At 45.8% G+C, this 17,115-nt stretch carries 13 protein-coding genes; 6 read left to right on the plus strand and 7 right to left on the minus strand.

Annotation, left to right across the window (positions count from 1 at the left end; all coding sequences use genetic code 11):
* Positions 1–18: 18 nt before the first annotated feature.
* Together GN112_RS23810 and GN112_RS23815 are read right to left on the minus strand one after the other, a co-directional pair.
* Complete coding sequence (locus GN112_RS23810; RefSeq protein ID WP_155312481.1) at positions 19–624, minus strand: response regulator; 606 nt, start codon at positions 622–624, stop codon at positions 19–21.
* On the minus strand, positions 617–2,860 hold the full coding sequence (locus GN112_RS23815; protein WP_155312482.1) for a PAS domain S-box protein: 2,244 nt from the start codon (positions 2,858–2,860) through the stop codon (positions 617–619). The genes GN112_RS23810 and GN112_RS23815 overlap by 8 nt, the downstream gene beginning before the upstream one ends.
* Before the next feature lie 116 nt (positions 2,861–2,976).
* Here GN112_RS23815 and GN112_RS23820 point away from each other — a divergent pair, with 116 nt between their 5' ends.
* Positions 2,977–4,338 (plus strand): ISNCY family transposase, encoded by a 1,362-nt coding sequence (locus tag GN112_RS23820; RefSeq protein ID WP_414736118.1) that lies wholly within the window; start codon positions 2,977–2,979, stop codon positions 4,336–4,338.
* Between the two features lie 215 nt (positions 4,339–4,553).
* On the opposite strand, the gene GN112_RS23825 is transcribed toward GN112_RS23820, so the two are convergent.
* Positions 4,554–5,702 carry a PAS domain-containing protein gene (locus GN112_RS23825; protein WP_155312483.1) on the minus strand — a complete coding sequence of 383 codons (1,149 nt, stop codon included), beginning with the start codon at positions 5,700–5,702 and terminating at the stop codon, positions 4,554–4,556.
* 676 nt (positions 5,703–6,378) lie between these two features.
* Here GN112_RS23825 and GN112_RS23830 point away from each other — a divergent pair.
* Positions 6,379–6,645: a hypothetical protein gene (locus GN112_RS23830; protein ID WP_155312484.1), complete on the plus strand. Its 267-nt coding sequence runs from the start codon at positions 6,379–6,381 to the stop codon at positions 6,643–6,645.
* 227 nt (positions 6,646–6,872) lie between these two features.
* Here the strand turns inward: GN112_RS23830 and GN112_RS23835 are convergent, their stop codons facing one another.
* The 3 genes from GN112_RS23835 to GN112_RS23845 form a co-directional block, all read right to left on the minus strand.
* The gene (locus tag GN112_RS23835) at positions 6,873–8,039 is read right to left on the minus strand and encodes a GDP-L-fucose synthase family protein (protein WP_155312485.1); all 1,167 of its coding nucleotides are present in this window, start codon (positions 8,037–8,039) and stop codon (positions 6,873–6,875) included.
* Positions 8,032–9,117, minus strand: a complete 1,086-nt coding sequence (gene gmd, locus GN112_RS23840) for a GDP-mannose 4,6-dehydratase (protein WP_155312486.1) — start codon at positions 9,115–9,117, stop codon at positions 8,032–8,034. The genes GN112_RS23835 and gmd overlap by 8 nt, the downstream gene beginning before the upstream one ends.
* 89 nt (positions 9,118–9,206) lie before the next feature.
* The gene (locus GN112_RS23845; RefSeq protein ID WP_155312487.1) at positions 9,207–9,611 is read right to left on the minus strand and encodes an alpha/beta fold hydrolase; all 405 of its coding nucleotides are present in this window, start codon (positions 9,609–9,611) and stop codon (positions 9,207–9,209) included.
* Positions 9,612–10,315: 704 nt separating this feature from the next.
* On the opposite strand from GN112_RS23845, the gene GN112_RS23850 reads away from it, so the two are divergent.
* Both GN112_RS23850 and GN112_RS34525 read left to right on the plus strand, forming a co-directional pair.
* Positions 10,316–11,674 (plus strand): transposase, encoded by a 1,359-nt coding sequence (locus GN112_RS23850; protein WP_155310081.1) that lies wholly within the window; start codon positions 10,316–10,318, stop codon positions 11,672–11,674.
* A gap of 248 nt (positions 11,675–11,922) precedes the next feature.
* Positions 11,923–13,179: a hypothetical protein gene (locus GN112_RS34525; protein ID WP_231716904.1), complete on the plus strand. Its 1,257-nt coding sequence runs from the start codon at positions 11,923–11,925 to the stop codon at positions 13,177–13,179.
* A 543-nt stretch (positions 13,180–13,722) separates the two neighbouring features.
* On the opposite strand, the gene GN112_RS23860 is transcribed toward GN112_RS34525, so the two are convergent.
* Positions 13,723–14,841, minus strand: coding sequence for an IS110 family RNA-guided transposase (locus GN112_RS23860; RefSeq protein WP_155310575.1), 1,119 nt, complete (start codon positions 14,839–14,841; stop codon positions 13,723–13,725).
* 131 nt (positions 14,842–14,972) lie between these two features.
* On the opposite strand from GN112_RS23860, the gene GN112_RS23865 reads away from it, so the two are divergent.
* Together GN112_RS23865 and GN112_RS23870 are read left to right on the plus strand one after the other, a co-directional pair.
* Positions 14,973–16,631 carry a methyl-accepting chemotaxis protein gene (locus tag GN112_RS23865; RefSeq protein ID WP_231717115.1) on the plus strand — a complete coding sequence of 553 codons (1,659 nt, stop codon included), beginning with the start codon at positions 14,973–14,975 and terminating at the stop codon, positions 16,629–16,631.
* A gap of 23 nt (positions 16,632–16,654) precedes the next feature.
* On the plus strand, positions 16,655–17,101 hold the full coding sequence (locus GN112_RS23870; protein WP_155312489.1) for a type 2 periplasmic-binding domain-containing protein: 447 nt from the start codon (positions 16,655–16,657) through the stop codon (positions 17,099–17,101).
* Positions 17,102–17,115 lie beyond the last annotated feature (14 nt).

Genomic DNA, 17,115 nt, shown 5'->3' on the forward strand with positions numbered 1-17,115 from the left:
TCTCGCCTATCGCTGAAGCTATTCATCCCGGTAATATTCAGGGTACAAACCATGTGCACAAATCGGGCAGATTGAGTGAGAACATTTTCCAATGGCATGCGACTCTATATAAGATTCAAGATATTCCCACGTTCCATCCGGGTCTTTAATCTTTTTGCAGTGGCAGCAGATGGTTACGATTTCGTCGGCTCCTTTTCTCTTCCTGGCCAGTGATTCCATCGCTTTAAATTTTATTTTGAATCGTTGTTCCATCTCAAATTTGTAACGCGCCGTTTCAATGACAGCCTTCAACTCTTTACTTCTGAATGGTTTCAGCAGGTAGCCATACGGCATGGTTTCCTTTGCACGAGTTAACAGGTCTTCGTTTGAAAAGGCGGTAAGGTAAACAATTGGAATATCGGAAAAGGATTGGATTTGCTTGGCAGCCTCGATACCGTCTATCTGACCATCGAGTTTGATGTCCATCAACACGAAACCAATTTTCTCGTGTGTTACCTTGGCGATTGCATCTTCTCCGGTGCTGGTAATTTGGTACTTTTCGTAACCCAGTTCCTTCAGGGTGAGCGAAAGATCCTCGGCTAGAATCAGTTCGTTTTCAACGATCAAAATGCAATCATCAGTCATGGCATTGCTCCTTTTGTAGTGAGCTCTTCCATCGGATTACCGTTTTCAGCCCGCCCTGATGGCTGGCTTTCATTGATCCGTGCAATTGTTCAACCATAAGAGAAATAAGCCGCATTCCCAGTGTCCTGGTCTTTTCCCAATTAAAACCTGGGGGCAAGCCGGCCCCATTATCCTTTACGCTCAGTTCAATTTCATGATTCGGTTGGGTTTTTGCCGATATGCGAATGATCCCCCTTTCATTGTCGGCAAAGGCATACTTTAATGAGTTGGTAACCAGTTCATTAATGATGATTCCACAGTATACGGCTTGGTTGATATCCAGATATACATCTTCGATATCATATTCGATCGAAAATTGGTCTGAAAAATGTTCATAGACCGACAGTAAGTCACGAATAAGTTTAGAAATATAGTCCCTGAGTCGAACAGCCGACAGGTTGTTGGCCTGATGCAACGTTTCATGAATGAGCGCCATCGATCTGACTCTGGATCGACTTTCCTTGAGCGATTCTTGAACCACCTTGTTGGCATTGTTTTTTATTTGGAGGTTCAACATGCTTGAAATCACAGCCAGGTTGTTTTTAACACGGTGATGAATCTCTTTCAGCAATATCTCTTTTTCCATCAGCGCGTTACGTAAAAGATCCTCCGAGCGCTTGATGTCCGTAACGTCTACCCGAAAACCAACCATGCTGCCATCTTCCATTTTGCGTTCGGCAATTCGAATCCATCGATCACCATAAATGCGTTGTTCGAAATTTTCACCACCGCATCGATGAGTAACCATTTGTTCGGTTACCCAATTTTCGACATCCCCTTCTGCGTCCAAATATTGTCCGCGGTAGGCACCTTTACGGATGAAATCCTCAAACTTGGCGCCGGGTTTTATCATATCGGCTGAGACCTTATAAATATCCAGAAATTTATTGTTGCACATGACCAGGCGGTCATTCTTGTCAAAAATCACAAACCCCTCGTCAATCGCATCAATAGCGGCCATGAGACGCTCTTCACTAATTCGTTTTGCCTCCTCGGCTTTCAGACGAAGTGTGATATCCCTGGAAATCGCGAAAAACGCGGGCTTTCCATCCCAGATGCCTTGATTGATTTTCGTTTCCACAGGGATGGCTTGACCAGCCCGGGGCATCAGGTGGTCATCGGGACGCATGATTGAATTCGGATGAAAAGTGGCTGAAGATATCGGAGTTTGCCGCACTGCTGCATGGGATCCATTTTGGCTATTTTGCGGGTAAACCTGAGTAACGTCCATGCCGATCAACTCATCGGAAGCATATCCCAGGCGGCTTTCCACGGCAGGATTGGTTTTAATGATCCGGCCGGTGTCATCCAGAATAAACAAAAAATCATCGATACTTTCGAAAAGGGTTTTAAGGTTATGTCGGCTGGATCTCAAATATTGATCAATTTTAATTCGACTCAATGCCGCGGCCATCTGTCCGGCAACCGTTTCAAGGCAGTATCTGGAGAAACTGGATAATTGATCAGTGGCAGTAGATGAAACGACCAGACAACCAAAAATTTTACCATCGTCAGACATGGGAATCACCGCAAGCGCGCGAATGCCAGCGGAATGTACAATTTTGCGGTTGGCACCACAAGAATATGAAAAAGAACTCGCCATCTTGGCGTATGGTTGAAATATTGACTCCCCTTTGGATACCAGTTTGACTTGAAGAGACTCTTTATCAAGATGTGACACAGCGTTAACGAAGTCCGTCGACAAGTTCCTATGAACGACCAAATCCAAACACCCGGAGTTTGAATCTATCAAATAAATCGCCCCACCATCGACCTCTTCCAATTTCAAGGCCGTGTCCAGGCATATTTCCAGCGCCTTTTTAAAGTCACAAATACTTGACAGTGCAATGCTTAAGTCGCGTTGGGTAAGCATTAATTCTTCAGCCTGTTTCTTCTTGGTGACATCACGGAGCATGACTTCCGCACCCATGAAGTTTCCCTGATCATCTTTTAGCTGCTTGGCGTTAACAGATGCCCATAATGTGGAACCTCCTTTTTTCCTTAATAAAATTTCTTTTCCCCGTACTGCATCTTTGTCCTGAATTTCTCTTACTAATTGATCGCGTTGTTCCGGGTGTACCCAATACTGCCTTGCATAGGTATTTAACACCTCTTCAGGAGAATAGCCCATAACCTGTTCCAGCAATTGTAATTTTGAAATGGCTCTCTTTGCTACCCAAACAGAAGTTTTTTTCAATCAAAGTTCGATGCATTTATTTTCTTTATTATTTCAAAATGTTCTGGACACAGAAGCTTGTAATGGATATAAGAGGGTGAATACTCATCCACTTTTACCAAAAGCGAGCCAGGGCCATGCGATTGCCAGAACAAGAAGAAAACCGCATCCTACTTGAAAGGAAACATGCAGAATTCACATTTGACAAAGTGATCCAATTTTTTCGCCAAACTATTTCTGCATTTCCTGACCGGCGCATCGGCACTAATACCAGCTACAGCATAGAAGACGCAGCCCTGGGAGCTTTTTCTGTTTTTTTTACCCAAAGCCCATCCTTTTTAGCCTTTCAATCCGCTATGCAGCAAACAAAAGGCAAAAACAATGCGCAATCACTTTTCGGCCTCACTCAAATTCCCTGTACCAACCACATCAAAAGTTTAATGGACGAGGTCCATCCCTCTTATGTCACGCCCGTGTTCAAATATCTTTTCGACGGATTGGAAAAATCCGGTCATCTGGACGGGTTTCGCTCATACGACAACAATTTATTGGTTGCCTTTGACGGAACGCAGTATTTTGCTTCAAATACAATTCATTGTGATAATTGTAGTCGCAAGCACCATAAAAATGGAACCGTAACCTATTCGCATTCAGTCGTGACCCCGGTGATTGTGGCACCGGAAAACAATAAGGTGATTGCTTTGCAACCGGAATTTATTACCCCCCAGGATGGCCATGATAAACAAGATTGCGAAAACGCGGCAGCAAAACGCTGGATCGATCAATATGCGGCGGAGTATCAACCTTTTGGCATCACTGTATTGGGCGATGATCTATACTGTAAACAACCGATTTGCAAAAAACTATTAGATCAAGAACTTGATTTCATTTTGGTCTGTAAACCCGATTCTCATAAAACCCTTTACCAGTGGCTGGATGAATTGGACGCCATGCAGACCATCGAAACCGTGGTGGAGAAGCGCTGGACCGGCAAAACCCATGAAATCGATACGTATCGCTTTGCCAACAAACTGCCGCTACGTGATAGTGAAAACGCCATTGATGTTAATTGGTGCGAACTGACAACAACCCTGCCCGATGGAAAAATCGTGTACAAAAACGCATTTGCAACCAATTTTGAAGTTTCAAAGAGCAACGTCAAGCAAATTGTCAAAGATGGCCGAGCACGCTGGAAAGTCGAGAACGAAAATAATAATGTTTTGAAAAACAGAGGCTATAATATTGAACACAACTTCGGTCACGGGAACAAGCACCTTTCATCATTATTGCTGACCTTCAACTTGTTAGCCTTTCTGTTCCATACCGTTCTTGAACTGATGGATGAGAAGTACAGCTTGGTTCGTGCTGAGTTACCAACGCGCAAAACCTTTTTTGACGATGTGCGCGCTTTGACGCGATATATGTATTTTCCCAGTTGGGAGGCGATGTTAACTTTTATGATGCGAGGCCTGGAGATCGAATACGTAGACACCAGTTAAAATCCTTGGCAGATTTTCACATCAAACCGTACGAGTTCCTTTATTAACCAATGGATAGGTTTGATCAAAATTTCTGATACAGAGAGCCAAAAATGAAAAAATTCATCGGCTGGCTAATTGCGTACAGTTTTGTTTCACTTTTTGATCATAACCTGAACTAAATTTTTCGAAGAACTGATCGAATTGCCATGCTGGTACAAACCTGAACCGCATAATTACAATTGCTGAACCTGTTCAATCGAAGGCGACAGCATTTTGAGGATGCCCGATGCATCGGTTCTTAAGTATACGTCAACAAGACTTTCAAACAACTTTCGGTAACGCTTTTCACTGCGTCTCAACGAGTTTGCCGAAATTTCACCCCGAAGAACATTTGTGGTGGCGGAAACAACTGAGTTCATCAAATTGTTTTTGTGAATTTGGATCGTATCACTAACAAAAAGTAAAAAGGCGCCAATCGGCATGCCGGTATTGGAAAGAATACGGGAACCTGCCAATTGAAAATTGTCAGGCATCCCCTTCCATTTTCTGATATCGAAGATTTTCCAGGGGGAGTCGTTGGTCATCAATTGATCCAAACAACTCGTTTCAAAGGCCGGCCAGTTCCCATTCATTTCCATCCCGGAACTGCTGCATGTATCGGCGATAAGCATAAACGATAGATCCTCAACAACAACCTGTGCCTTCGCAGTCTGCCCTTGGCCGGGGGGAGGATTGTCGGCGTCCTGCTCCTTGACCATCCAAACCCGAAACATTGGCTTCTCAAAGAGGCTTGTCATACAATCGGCAATCCATTTCATTTTTTCATCAAGAGTGCCACTGCGGAGAAGCTTTTCACGCATAGAACTAAGGTGCTCACTTTGCTTCTCGCGTAACTTGCAATCGCTGATATCCCGGGCAACGTGAACCGCACCAATCAATTGCCCGGCAGAATCGGTTAAGGGCGAAACGCTGACGTAAAAATAGGCATTCAGGCGTTCAATATAGACTTCTGCTGAATGGGACCGGCCATCTTTAATCAGTTTAGAGAGGGGACAAAAGGACGGTGGGGATGCCATGTCATGAAAAAGGGCATAACATTTCAACCCTTTTTCTGGAATTTTATTTACCCTTAATGTTTTTGCCACAGCGTTGTTTGTCTTAAGAACGTTGAATTTAAAATCAAGAATGGTAATCAGATCGGGTACGGTATCGAATGTTCGTTCCCACTCCTCCCTGGCCTGGTAAAGTTCGGTCTTTGATTCCAAGAACGCCCTTTTTTTCTGTCCCATGGAATTCTTGAGCCGAATATTCCATAGCCATATGAGAATAATTCCGATCGTTTGTAAAATAGCCAATAACCCAATAAACGTATGCGTTTCCAAATTTAATCTCCGTTTGCGGAGGGTTGTCTGACGTTTTTGTTGGCTTTTTAAATTAAAGACTAATTTCAATATGCGCGCAGGCGATAGTCGGTCGTGGGTTGGAAAACTTAAAAATACTGAAATGTGCCAAGACGATTTTAAATTGTATTCACTCCAAGTAATAATATAAATAGACAATAAGAAATTAATATAAAATATTTTGTAGTTATACAATAAAAATAACTAATTGCCCCGTAACTACAGCATTCATGCTGTAGTTAACCTGTAATTATAAAGTAATTAGAATAAGGTCATTTGATCGATCAAAACAGCCTGAAAACAACCGATTGCCTTCCTGCGGGAGTTTGGCTCCCTGCTGCCCCTTGTTAATGACGTTACTTTTTAACTCAACTCAGTTTTCCTATCAAAATTAATAACAGGAATATCCTGTAATTAAACTGTCCTTTTTCCGAAATCTATTTTTCTTATCATTTCCTTGAGTTTGTTTAAATCCAGTCGAATAGAAATCCGTTGCTTGATATTGATCAAGAAGAATACATGAGGTTGAATTTTATAGAGTATAGATGACTATCTTTTTATTTTAGGCAACAGTGTTTTAAACGTTGATTATTTTGCATAGAAAATGCAATTGCAACTGATCAAATGTAATAAGATAATCTATAGGAGTCAGCAAAAAATGAAAAGTAGGAATAAAAATCAAAAAGCATTAAACATTTTGACAATCGCTACAAAAGTGTTTTTAGACAAGTCACAGAATATGAAAAGTCATCAAGATAAAATTGATGATTTGTTAAAAAAAGCTTGTGATCTGGATAGCCGTCAAGAAATATTGAACATAATGTATAAAAGCAAACAAATTGAGTTGATGGAAAAATTAGAACACCTTCAAAAAATATTGAATGATAGGGAAAAAATAGATCCGCAAATGAATTATGAAAGTTGAAGATCGTGTAGCGTTTATAGACTACGAATGAAAATCCTGCGCATCTTGGTATATTTTTATCCGCCAATCGCCTTAAAAATAGCGGGCAGCGATCCATCGCTACATTCATTCCTGTAATCAATCCGTAACCGTTTACGGGCTATTTCAAAAGCTCATTGACTATTTGGGTCGGAATAAATCCTCCATTCCCAACTATGATATGCGCAAACGGTTAAAAACGTCAGTCGTCAGCACTGTCCCAGATACCACTGATAGGTGCTTCGAATACCATCGGCCAAACCGATCGACGCCCGCCAACCCAAGCCATCCAACCGCGACACATCCAGTAGTTTCTGCGGCGTACCATCCGGTTTGGTGCGGTCGTAAACGATCTCGCCCTTGTATCCGACCACATCCCGTACGGTGCTTGCCAGTGCATGGATGGTACAGTCAACACCGGTACCCAAGTTGACGAAACAGGGCCGCGGGTAATTCAGGAGTTCGTCCGCGGCGGTCTTCTCATCAAGGTTCATAATATGGACACAGGCGCCAGCCATATCGTCCACATCCAGAAATTCACGCTTGGGGGAGCCGGTGCCCCAGATGGTAACTGCCGCAGGCGGAAGGTCGGGCGAGTGCTGAGGCCTGAGTGCTGAGGACGAAGTGGAGGTTGGGCCGGAGACACCATGAATTCCAAGGGACGCTTTGATGTCGTCCGGTATGGTTCCGAAGCAGGCCTCGTCTTTTTGAATGCCATCCCAATCGCTTTCAAAGGCAAGCTTTGCCAGATGGAATTTACGGATCAGGGCCGGCAGCACATGGGAATTCTCGAGGTTGAAATTGTCGTTGATGCCGTAAAGGTTGGTGGGCATCACCGCCATGAAGCTCGTACCATACTGCCGGTTGTATGATTCGCACATCTTGATGCCGGCAATTTTGGCAATGGCGTAAGGCTCGTTGGTAGGCTCTAGCAGACCGGTGAGAAAATGTTCCTCCTTCATCGGCTGGGGTGCCATTTTGGGATAGATGCAAGACGACCCCAAAAACAACAGACGTTCCACACCGGCCTGATATGCCGCATGGATGACATTACCCTGAATGGTCAGATTATCGTAAATGAACTGGGCCGGGTAGGTGTTGTTGGCATGGATACCGCCCACCCGGGCCGCCGCGAGAAAAACATATGCCGGTTTCTCGTCGGCAAAAAAACGCTCTACGGCAGATTGGTTTGTCAGGTCCAGTTTTACCGATTGCAATGCTTCGAGACTGCCGGTCAGCAACTTGTCTCCACCGGGTTTTCGGGAATGATAGCTGCCACAAAGATTGGTATAGCCCATGGACAATAGCTTGCGAACAATGGCGCTGCCAACCATGCCGGCGGCCCCGGCGATGAATATTTTGGATGATTTATTCATTATGATTACTTACCTTAAACCCCGCCCGTTGACAGAGTTCATCGCGTTTGGCATCCTCCAAATCTGCCTTGATCATCTCCTGAACCAGTGCCTCGAAAGCGATTTGGGGTTCCCAGCTCAATTTTTCCCGGGCCTTGGACGCATCGCCAAGCAGTGTCTCCACCTCGGTGGGGCGAAAATAGGCTGGATCCACGGCGACAATCGTCCTGCCGTTGGCGGCATTGATGCCTTTTTCATTCACGCCCTGGCCTTCCCATTGGATGGCTAGGCCAAGTTCTCTGGCTGCAATGTTGACAAACTCCCTTACCGAGTGCTGTTGTCCCGTGGCGATGACGAAATCTTCCGGTTGGTCCTGTTGAAGCATCAGCCACTGCATGTGAACATAGTCTTTTGCATGCCCCCAGTCGCGCAGGGCCTCGAGGTTGCCGAGGTAGAGACACTCCTCAAGGCCCAGGTAAATCCGGGACAGCGCCCGGGTAATTTTGCGGGTGACAAAGGTCTCACCACGAATCGGTGACTCGTGGTTGAACAAAATGCCGTTGCATGCGTAGATTCCGTATGCCTCACGGTAGTTTACCGTAATCCAGTATGCATACAATTTGGCGCAAGCATATGGAGACCGGGGATAAAAAGGGGTGTTCTCGGTCTGGGGAACTTCCTGGACGAGTCCATACAATTCCGAGGTCGATGCCTGGTAAAAACGGGTCTTTTTCTCCAGCCCCAGAAGGCGAATGCCTTCCAGCAGGCGCAACGCGCCCAATGCATCGACATCCGCCGTGTATTCGGGGGTTTCAAAGGAAACCTGAACATGGCTCTGGGCCGCCAGGTTATAAACCTCGTCGGGTTGCACCTGCTGGAGAACCCGAATCAGGTTGGTCCCATCGGTGAGATCCCCGTAATGCAGGATCATCTTGCGGTCTTTATCGTGGGGATCCCTATAGAGATGGTCGATCCGGTCCGTATTAAAAAGGGATGCCCTGCGTTTGATGCCATGAACCTCGTATCCCTTTTCCAGCAGCATCTCGGCAAGGTAGGATCCATCCTGGCCGGTGATTCCGGTTATGAGCGCTTTTTTCATTTGATCAATGCCTTACCTGCTATTGTGGATTGTCTTTTGTTTGTTGGCTACCATGACCCTTGAGGGGCTACCATGACCCTTGAGGATAGTCAATGCTCTACACCTGCCCCCGAAGGGCAATCGTATTTGGATGTATTCTTGTTGGTGGTGTGATCAGAAACCCACCGCCCCGATTCAATCAATGCCAAATGCAAAAATTCAAATGTTAATTGAAGGATCGGATCGATTGCTTTACATAGGGCGGCCAAGTCACTGGCCAGGAGCATCCAATCCAGACCGCCCTGGTAGGCATCGGCTTGCCGATGGTCACAGAAATAGGGCGCAATCACCTGGTGTGCAGGCGCCAGTTGAGTGGCAATGGGATGCCACAGCCAGGGCAGGAAACCGGTGGCGTGCAAAAGCACGATGGTCGGCTGACCACTTTCATAGGCGATGTACTGAAGCCATACCTCTCCAATATTTTGGGTAAAGGTCGGGGGAAGATGCATGCTCAAGGCAGACTCCAAGCATTTTTTTTATTGTGTATACCGATGGTGAAAAAAACGCAACAAAGTTCAATTTTCCTGCAATCAAATCCAAGCCATTCTTCTTCAAAAACGGCACCATCGATCCGACGGATGTTTATAACCTGGCGAGCAAGCATGCCAACAATGTACGGTACATCCGGAGGAACGGGATTCGATCTTTCCGACCTGGCCGATAACACCTTGGTTCTGGACGGTGTAGAACGCCCAGTCGGCTCCTTGTACTTACGGCGTGCTGTCGAGCCGGTCGGCCTTTTGGCCGGAAGCGTTAAAATCCCATGACGTTCCAGTGATTCGAGCAGATCCCGGCAATCGCTTTTGGGTCGTCATAAAAGAGCCACACCCAATGATGTTACTTTTTAACTCAACTTAGTTTTCCTATTAAAATTAATAACAGGAATGTCCTGTAATTAAACTGTCCTTTTTCCGAAATCTATTCTTCTCATCATTTCCTTGAGTTTGTTTGGCTGCGGCCGAATAGAAGTCCATTGCTTGCTGTTGATAAAGAAACAAGCCACTTATAAAATTTTTTTTAATGCAAGCTATTTCTCGAAAAATAGTTGGCCAAAAATATACACTCGAGTTTTCGAAAAATAGTGCGGGACATTATTCTCAATATGTGCGATAATATTTCTGGAGGTGTATAACATGCTGAAATAGAAGGGATAATAAGGATGAAGATTCCGTGCGCTAAGCCGCTCGCATTCCTTGTCACCGGGCTGTCCTTTTTGAAACCAGGGCTAACCAACATTCAATTTGATAACATGATACTGGTCGCAACGGCCTTGGTATTGGGTTCTGGATTCAACCTGAGCCGCATTAGTCGAATGTGGTTGGAAGAAAAGGCGGTTAGCACGCTTTCTTATTTTTTATCCGATGCAAAATTTTACATCCCCGAGTTGCAATTGCTTTATGCCAAACGCATCCAGCAAATGTACACCCTTCAACCAGGTTATTTTCTGATCGACGACACAATGAAACACCATACCAAATTCTGCAAATGGATTCACGGTGTGTTTGTTTTATTCGATCATGCCTTTGGAACGAACATGAAGGCAACCTGCCTTGTTTTTGTGTATTACAGTGATGGAAACCTTATCAAATTTCCAATCAATTTCAGAATGTTTCACAAAGAAACGGGGACGATGCCTTGGCAAAGAGGGAAAGCCCATCCATACAAAACCAAGTATGCGCTTGCCGTCGAGATACTGGAGTGGGCATTGGAAGTCGGTTTCCCCCCTTCCATGGTGTTAGCGGATTCCTGGTTTTGCACAGGGCCGTTTATCAAAGAACTTAAACGCCTTGAGCTCAGTTATATTATCGAACTCAAACCCAATTACACGGTCAGGGTCCCATGCCAGCCCCCTAAGCTCACCCCCAAAGGGCGATTGTCAAAAAATCAATATTACACGCGGTCCCTGCCCGAGGTTTATAAATCCATTTCTTACGTTGAAAAATACGGCTTTACAGCAGACCCGGCAACTGGTAAAGCTCAAAAAGTTCTTTATCACACGAAGACTAAGACGCTTCGTTTAAATTCTATAACTGGCAAGCATTGTGTTGTTGAAAGTGTTGATCCCACCACTCAAACCACGAAATATTTACTTACCGATCAACTCACTTGGGAAGCCGGTAAAATTCTCATCACTTACAGCCATAGATGGGTAATTGAAGAGTTTTTCAGGAATGCGAAGCAGCTAACCGATATGGAGGGAGCCACTATCAGGAGTGAGCAAGGCGTATCAATAACGATATGCCTGGTGTCCTGGATTGACTCCCTCCTCCATTTTGAAAACTACAAGCAAAGCACTGCTGGAAAACTGTCAAAGGGATCATTAACGATCCCCTCAATTATACGTCAATCCCAATACGAAAATTTCAAGGCAGTATTTGAGAGACTGAAGGCGGACGAAGATTTTTATCGCAAGTGGTTAGAAGTGGAAGAGAAAAATATCTTCAGGTTCCGCAAACCGAGAAAAGAAGTGGAGTTGCTCGAACGGAACCAGAATCTCAACCCCCAAGAGGCTGCATAGCAATGAAAGTGCCATAATCACAATTTGTCAAAGAACTATTTTTCGAAAACTCGAGTATACAAATAGAATCAAAAAATCCTGATTATAACGGATTTTGGGGAGTTTGATTCCAATAAGCCGAACATACAGTGGCCTATCCCCCGACAAAAACACAACATGTTGATATTATTGAAGATTTGAGTCTAGACTTTTTACTAATAATTTTATATAGTTAGAGACACATCCCGCCAAAGGAGGTCTCTAACTATATGGGAATAGCAGATACAAGATCCGCTAACCGAAACAACAGAATCATATGTTTGCCCTTTTCTCAAGGCAATTATGAATGCAACATACTCAACCCGGTTGATTTCAGAACTTCCGTAAACAAAAGGATCGAACTGTTTCCGGAATTATTCCCGGCTGAAATCGAAAATGGATATCGGATGAAGGATCTTTATTACTCAAAAAAACAATCCATATGGATCCGTCGAATTAAAATATCCGGTGTTGCTTACACCATTCGTCCTTCATTTGTACTGCCATACCTCGTTGGATTTGTTGACGAAATCGAAGATGCAATGTTTTTTAGAAAGTTCGACATACCATTTTGGGCCATAAGTCGTGTTTTCGGAAAAGATCCCATGTATTGGTATCGAATCGAACAATCTATCGGGCGAAACAGCATTGTCGGAACAACTGTCCGAAATCCTCAAGATGTTCCCGAACATCTTGCCGCTGATGAAAAGCATACTCGAATTTTAGGTGAAAAAACGTATGTGGCCACGACAGTTGGTGATGGCTGTATTCTCGGTGCAGCCGTTGCCAAAGACGCCGGAGAACAAGCGTTAACAGATGCGTATCAAGTGTACAAACAAGAGGCCCAGTGTATAAAGCCGGAATATTCACCGGAAACCGTGAATATGGACGGCTGGAAAGCCACCCGAAATGCGTGGCAATTCCTCTTCCCGGCAGTAGTTATCATTTGCTGTTTTCTTCATGTGTTTATCAAAATTCGTGACCGTGCCAAAAAGAAATACCGAGATATTTTTGAAAACGCCGCATCAAAGCTATGGGAGTGTTATCGCGCTGAAAGTAAGGCATCGTTTTCCCAAAGAATAAGAAGGTTGTACGAATGGTGCGAAAAGAATGCTGTGCCATCCGTTATCATAGATCCCATAACGAAGTTACGGAAAAACATTGCCGCCTATCGTGTTGCCTACGATCATCCTAAAGCACACCGAACCAGTAACATGGTTGACCGGTTGATGCAAAGAATGGATCGCCACCTGTACAGTACCCAATATTTTCATGGATCGATGGATGCAGCGCAGTTGAGTATTCGAGGATGGACGCTCATCAATAATTTTTCACCATACAATCCTCGAACGGTTAAGTTGCACAATGGATTTAAAAGTCCGGCGGAACAGCTAAACCAATTCAGATATCACAACAACTGGTTGCAAAACTTGTACGTTTCGGCTTCTTTGGGTGGGTACCGGAGACCTCCCCAAAATCCGATATAATCAGAAAAAATCAAATCAGAAAGCTGATATGGTTGAACACTTGTCAAGAGAAAAACCTATCCATACCCAAAAAACTTGGGCCAATAATTTTCATCGAGCGTTTGGATAGAGGCGGGGTCTGCAATAACGACGGTAGAGCACTCTGATATTCGCGGATTGGATACCGCATGACTAGGCTTCGTCGTGGAGCTGCCTCGGTCTAAAGACGGGAGTTTCGGCCTGAAGGCCTATTCCGATAGCTTTTTCGAGGGTTCTCCAAACCGCGACCGCGCCCCTATCCAAAAGCTCGATGGCTATATTTGTTCTTTGATAAAGCCGATCCTTTCTTGAGCATTTTTAAAATCAATAAGTTCTTTTTCTATTTGCATCATCGATTATCGAGAAGTACTTATCCAGCTTCTTGAGCCGGAGCAACAGTCGCGCTTCTCTCGCCGTCGCTAATTCCCACCCAGCGTGGAAAGTCAGGGCTGTCAAGGCTGCGACCTTAGGGAGCACCCTTTAGGGCTTGGCCTTGATAGGCCTGGGTTTCCACGCTATAACAAATCATCTTTCAGCGGCCACGATTGGAACAGCCCGGGCAATGGCCCAGATGAAACCGGCCAACTCGCGTGCAATCGCGGTGATGACCACGTTATGGTTTTTGCCCTTTGCAATCAACCTGCGGTAGCGGTGGCATAGTCGTAGCTGTGCATTCCAGGCAATATCCAAAACATCGTCCGGCAAGCCTTCCTGGCGTTTACGGATCGCCTTACTTTTCCGGGCCGGCATACGATAGGCCTGAGCCGATTCGATCAACGTCCTGCGGGCATGGGTATTGCCGGTTTTGGTAATGGGGCCTTTTTTGATGGTGCCACCGCTTGAATGCTCCGATGGGATCAGACCCAAATAGGCCATCAGCTGTGCCGGCGTATCGAAACGGCTCAGATCCCCCAGTTCAGCGACGACGGTCACCGCGCTGAGCAAAGAAATCCCCCTGAGCGCTTGCAGAGCCTCGATAACCGGAAGCAATCGACTGGTTTGGCAACATTGCTCAATCGCTTTTTCGATGCGCTTAACGCGGGCCTCATGGTCTCCCATGGCGTCCAGGTATTCGGTAAGGGCAATGTGCTGGGCCGGATGCGGCATCTTCAGATCCGCCAGCCAATTTAAATGCGCTTTACTCCATTTGCTTTTACCTGGATAATTGATCCCTTGTCGCAATAAAAAGGCATTGATCTGTTGTTTGACTTTGCGGAGCGATATTTGGATGTCTTTTCGTGCACGTACCAGGTCACGAAGTGCTTCATCGGCCTGATCGGGGACATACACCGGCGTCAGTTCTCCGGAACGGTGGAGCGTCGCCAGGTGGGTTGCATCTCGGCGATCGTTTTTAACCCGATCACCGGTTTTTTTGGGGATCAGCGCCGGAGCAACGACAACGCAATCGATTCCCTTGCTTGTTAAATGCCTGTAGATTGGATATCCGCATGGACCTGCTTCATAAACACAATGCAATTCGGCGTTTTGTGAAATCAGTTTTCGCATGACGTTATCAATCTGCCCCAGGTCGTTGCTGATTTTTCCATACACTCGAACGTTTCCGTCACGTCCTTCATCGGCGATAGCAATGGTAATCGAATCTTTGTGGACATCCAAACCAACATACTTTACAATCTTTTTCACGGCCTGCCTCCTTGATTTTGGCTCTGTAGTTAGGGTTGTTAACGAACGCTTACTATAACCCACGTTTTCAAGGTTTGGCAGGCCTTTTTATTGCCGCGGTGGCTAACGTTCAACCATATTGTCTAATGAGCATGAAAGCATTAAGTATTGCAAAAAAAGTGTGGTTCAGTTTGGGCATATTGGTCGCAGGGTACTTTATTTCCACGGCAACCGGTTACTACCTGGGGCAACGGACCGAAACCATGGCCCTTGAGGCCTCCAACTTTCTCTTCCCGGCCACCATGCACAGCAACACCGCCCTAACTGCCTTCAAAGAGCAGATCAAGGGATATAACGACGCCGTGCTAATGGGCGAAGAATCCATATTTTCTCAGACCTGTGAGAAATCCGATGAGGTCAAACAGAACCTGGAAAACATCGTAAAAATGGATGCCATTGAATCGGCGTTTAAAACGGACATAAAAAAAACGTTGGTCACCTTGGCCGAATTTACCGACGACGCCCAAAAGATATACGGGGATATCAGCCGTGGCGAAGCCGAAATCAGCGGATCCAAGATGGCGGTTTTGGCCAAGCAGACCCAGGAAATAAAGGACGCACTGGCCCGATACAAAGAATATCTGTCCAAACACCTGAAAGAAGATCTGGGCCAAATCGGCAAAAGCTCCAAAAGCCAGCGTATAATGAACATCTGGTTGTTTGTGGTTGTGGTTTTGGTGGCGCTGCTCTTTGTCGCGTTCATCATTAACTGCGCCATCAGTCGCCCCCTGAACAACACCGTAACTATGCTGCGTGATATCGCCGAAGGGGAAGGGGATCTGACCAAGCGTTTGGATGTGAGCAGCAGCGACGAAGTGGGTGAAGTAGCCAAGTGGTTCAACATCTTCATCGAAAAATTACAGGCCATCATCGGGGAGTTTTCTCAAAACGCAAACCAGCTCAACAATGCTTCCAACAATCTGGCCGAATTGTCCGGCCACATGACCCAGGAAGCCATGGACATGTCCACCAAGTCCAACACTGTATCGGCGGCAACTGAAGAGATGAGTACCAACCTCCACAACGTCGCAGCGGCCATAGAGGAGTCTAGTGCCAACACCTCAATGGTTGCATCAGCCGCGGAAGAGATGAATTCAACGATCAACAATATCGCCCAGAACGCCGAACAAGCCCGCAACATTTCTGATGAGGCGGTCCAGCAGGCGACTACAGCTTCAGAGAAGATGACGGCATTAGGTGCTGCCGTTCAGGCCATTGGCAAAGTAACCGAAACCATCACCGAGATTTCTGAACAGACCAACCTGCTCGCGCTTAACGCCACCATTGAGGCGGCACGGGCCGGCGAGGCGGGCAAAGGGTTTGCCGTCGTGGCCAATGAAATCAAGGAACTGGCCAAGCAAACGGCGGAAGCAACCGGCGACATCAAGCGTCAGATCGATGAAGTGCAGAACACTACTGCCTCCACCGTTGATGAGATCGATTTGATTAGACGGGTCATCGACACCATCAACGAAAATGTGGCTACGATAGCCACCGCTGTGGAGGAACAGTCGGCCACTACCCATGAGATTGCCACCAACATCGCCCAGGCTTCCCAGGGAATTCAGGACGTCAACGAAAACGTCAATCAATCGTCAAGGGCGGCAGGGGAAATCACCAGTACTATCGGTGAGGTAAACCTGTCTGCCAATGAATTTTCAAATAGCAGTGAACAGGTAAACATCAGCGCTCAGGACCTTAAACAGATGGCCACGAACTTGATGAAAAATGTCAATAGATTCAGAATGTAATAATCATTATCAGGAGGTTTAAAATGAACAAAGGTAGGTATCTATTAATCTTAGCGATCGGCGGACTTGTTCTGTTGGTGGCCATGGCAGTACCCCACGGCGGGGCATGGGCCGCGGATGTGAGAGTCATCGCAAACAAGGGTATCGCAGAGGACTCCGTGGATGCCAACATGGTCAAGGATATTTTCCTGGGCAAGAAAAGTTCATGGAGTGACGGCAGCCCCATTGAGTTCGTGATCCTGGAATCCGGATCTGACCACGATCTCTTTTTGAAAACTTATGTGAAGAAGACCGCAAAACAATTCTCCACCTATTGGAAAAAACAGGTCTTCACGGGTAAAGGCGCCATGCCCAAAGCCTTTGCTTCCGAAGGGGAGCTGATATCGTATGTGTCGGGCAACAGCGGTGTGGTGGGATATGTATCTGGCGCAGCCGATACGGCCTCCGTTAAAGTGATTAGCGAACAATAGAAGGAGAGAAATAC

It is taken from the genome of Desulfosarcina ovata subsp. ovata (genome assembly GCF_009689005.1).
Classification (GTDB): Bacteria; Desulfobacterota; Desulfobacteria; order Desulfobacterales; family Desulfosarcinaceae; genus Desulfosarcina; species Desulfosarcina ovata.

What these genes read in the sequence shown, in the direction of transcription:
- GN112_RS23810 (WP_155312481.1), bottom strand. Translation starts at nt 624, where the DNA reads ATGACTGATGATTGCATTTTGATCGTTGAAAACGAACTGATTCTAGCC.
- GN112_RS23820 (WP_414736118.1), top strand. Translation starts at nt 2,977, where the DNA reads ATGCGATTGCCAGAACAAGAAGAAAACCGCATCCTACTTGAAAGGAAA.
- GN112_RS23830 (WP_155312484.1), top strand. Translation starts at nt 6,379, where the DNA reads ATGAAAAGTAGGAATAAAAATCAAAAAGCATTAAACATTTTGACAATC.
- GN112_RS23835 (WP_155312485.1), bottom strand. Translation starts at nt 8,039, where the DNA reads ATGAATAAATCATCCAAAATATTCATCGCCGGGGCCGCCGGCATGGTT.
- gmd (WP_155312486.1), bottom strand. Translation starts at nt 9,117, where the DNA reads ATGAAAAAAGCGCTCATAACCGGAATCACCGGCCAGGATGGATCCTAC.
- GN112_RS23850 (WP_155310081.1), top strand. Translation starts at nt 10,316, where the DNA reads ATGAAGATTCCGTGCGCTAAGCCGCTCGCATTCCTTGTCACCGGGCTG.
- GN112_RS34525 (WP_231716904.1), top strand. Translation starts at nt 11,923, where the DNA reads ATGGGAATAGCAGATACAAGATCCGCTAACCGAAACAACAGAATCATA.
- GN112_RS23865 (WP_231717115.1), top strand. Translation starts at nt 14,973, where the DNA reads ATGAAAGCATTAAGTATTGCAAAAAAAGTGTGGTTCAGTTTGGGCATA.
- GN112_RS23870 (WP_155312489.1), top strand. Translation starts at nt 16,655, where the DNA reads ATGAACAAAGGTAGGTATCTATTAATCTTAGCGATCGGCGGACTTGTT.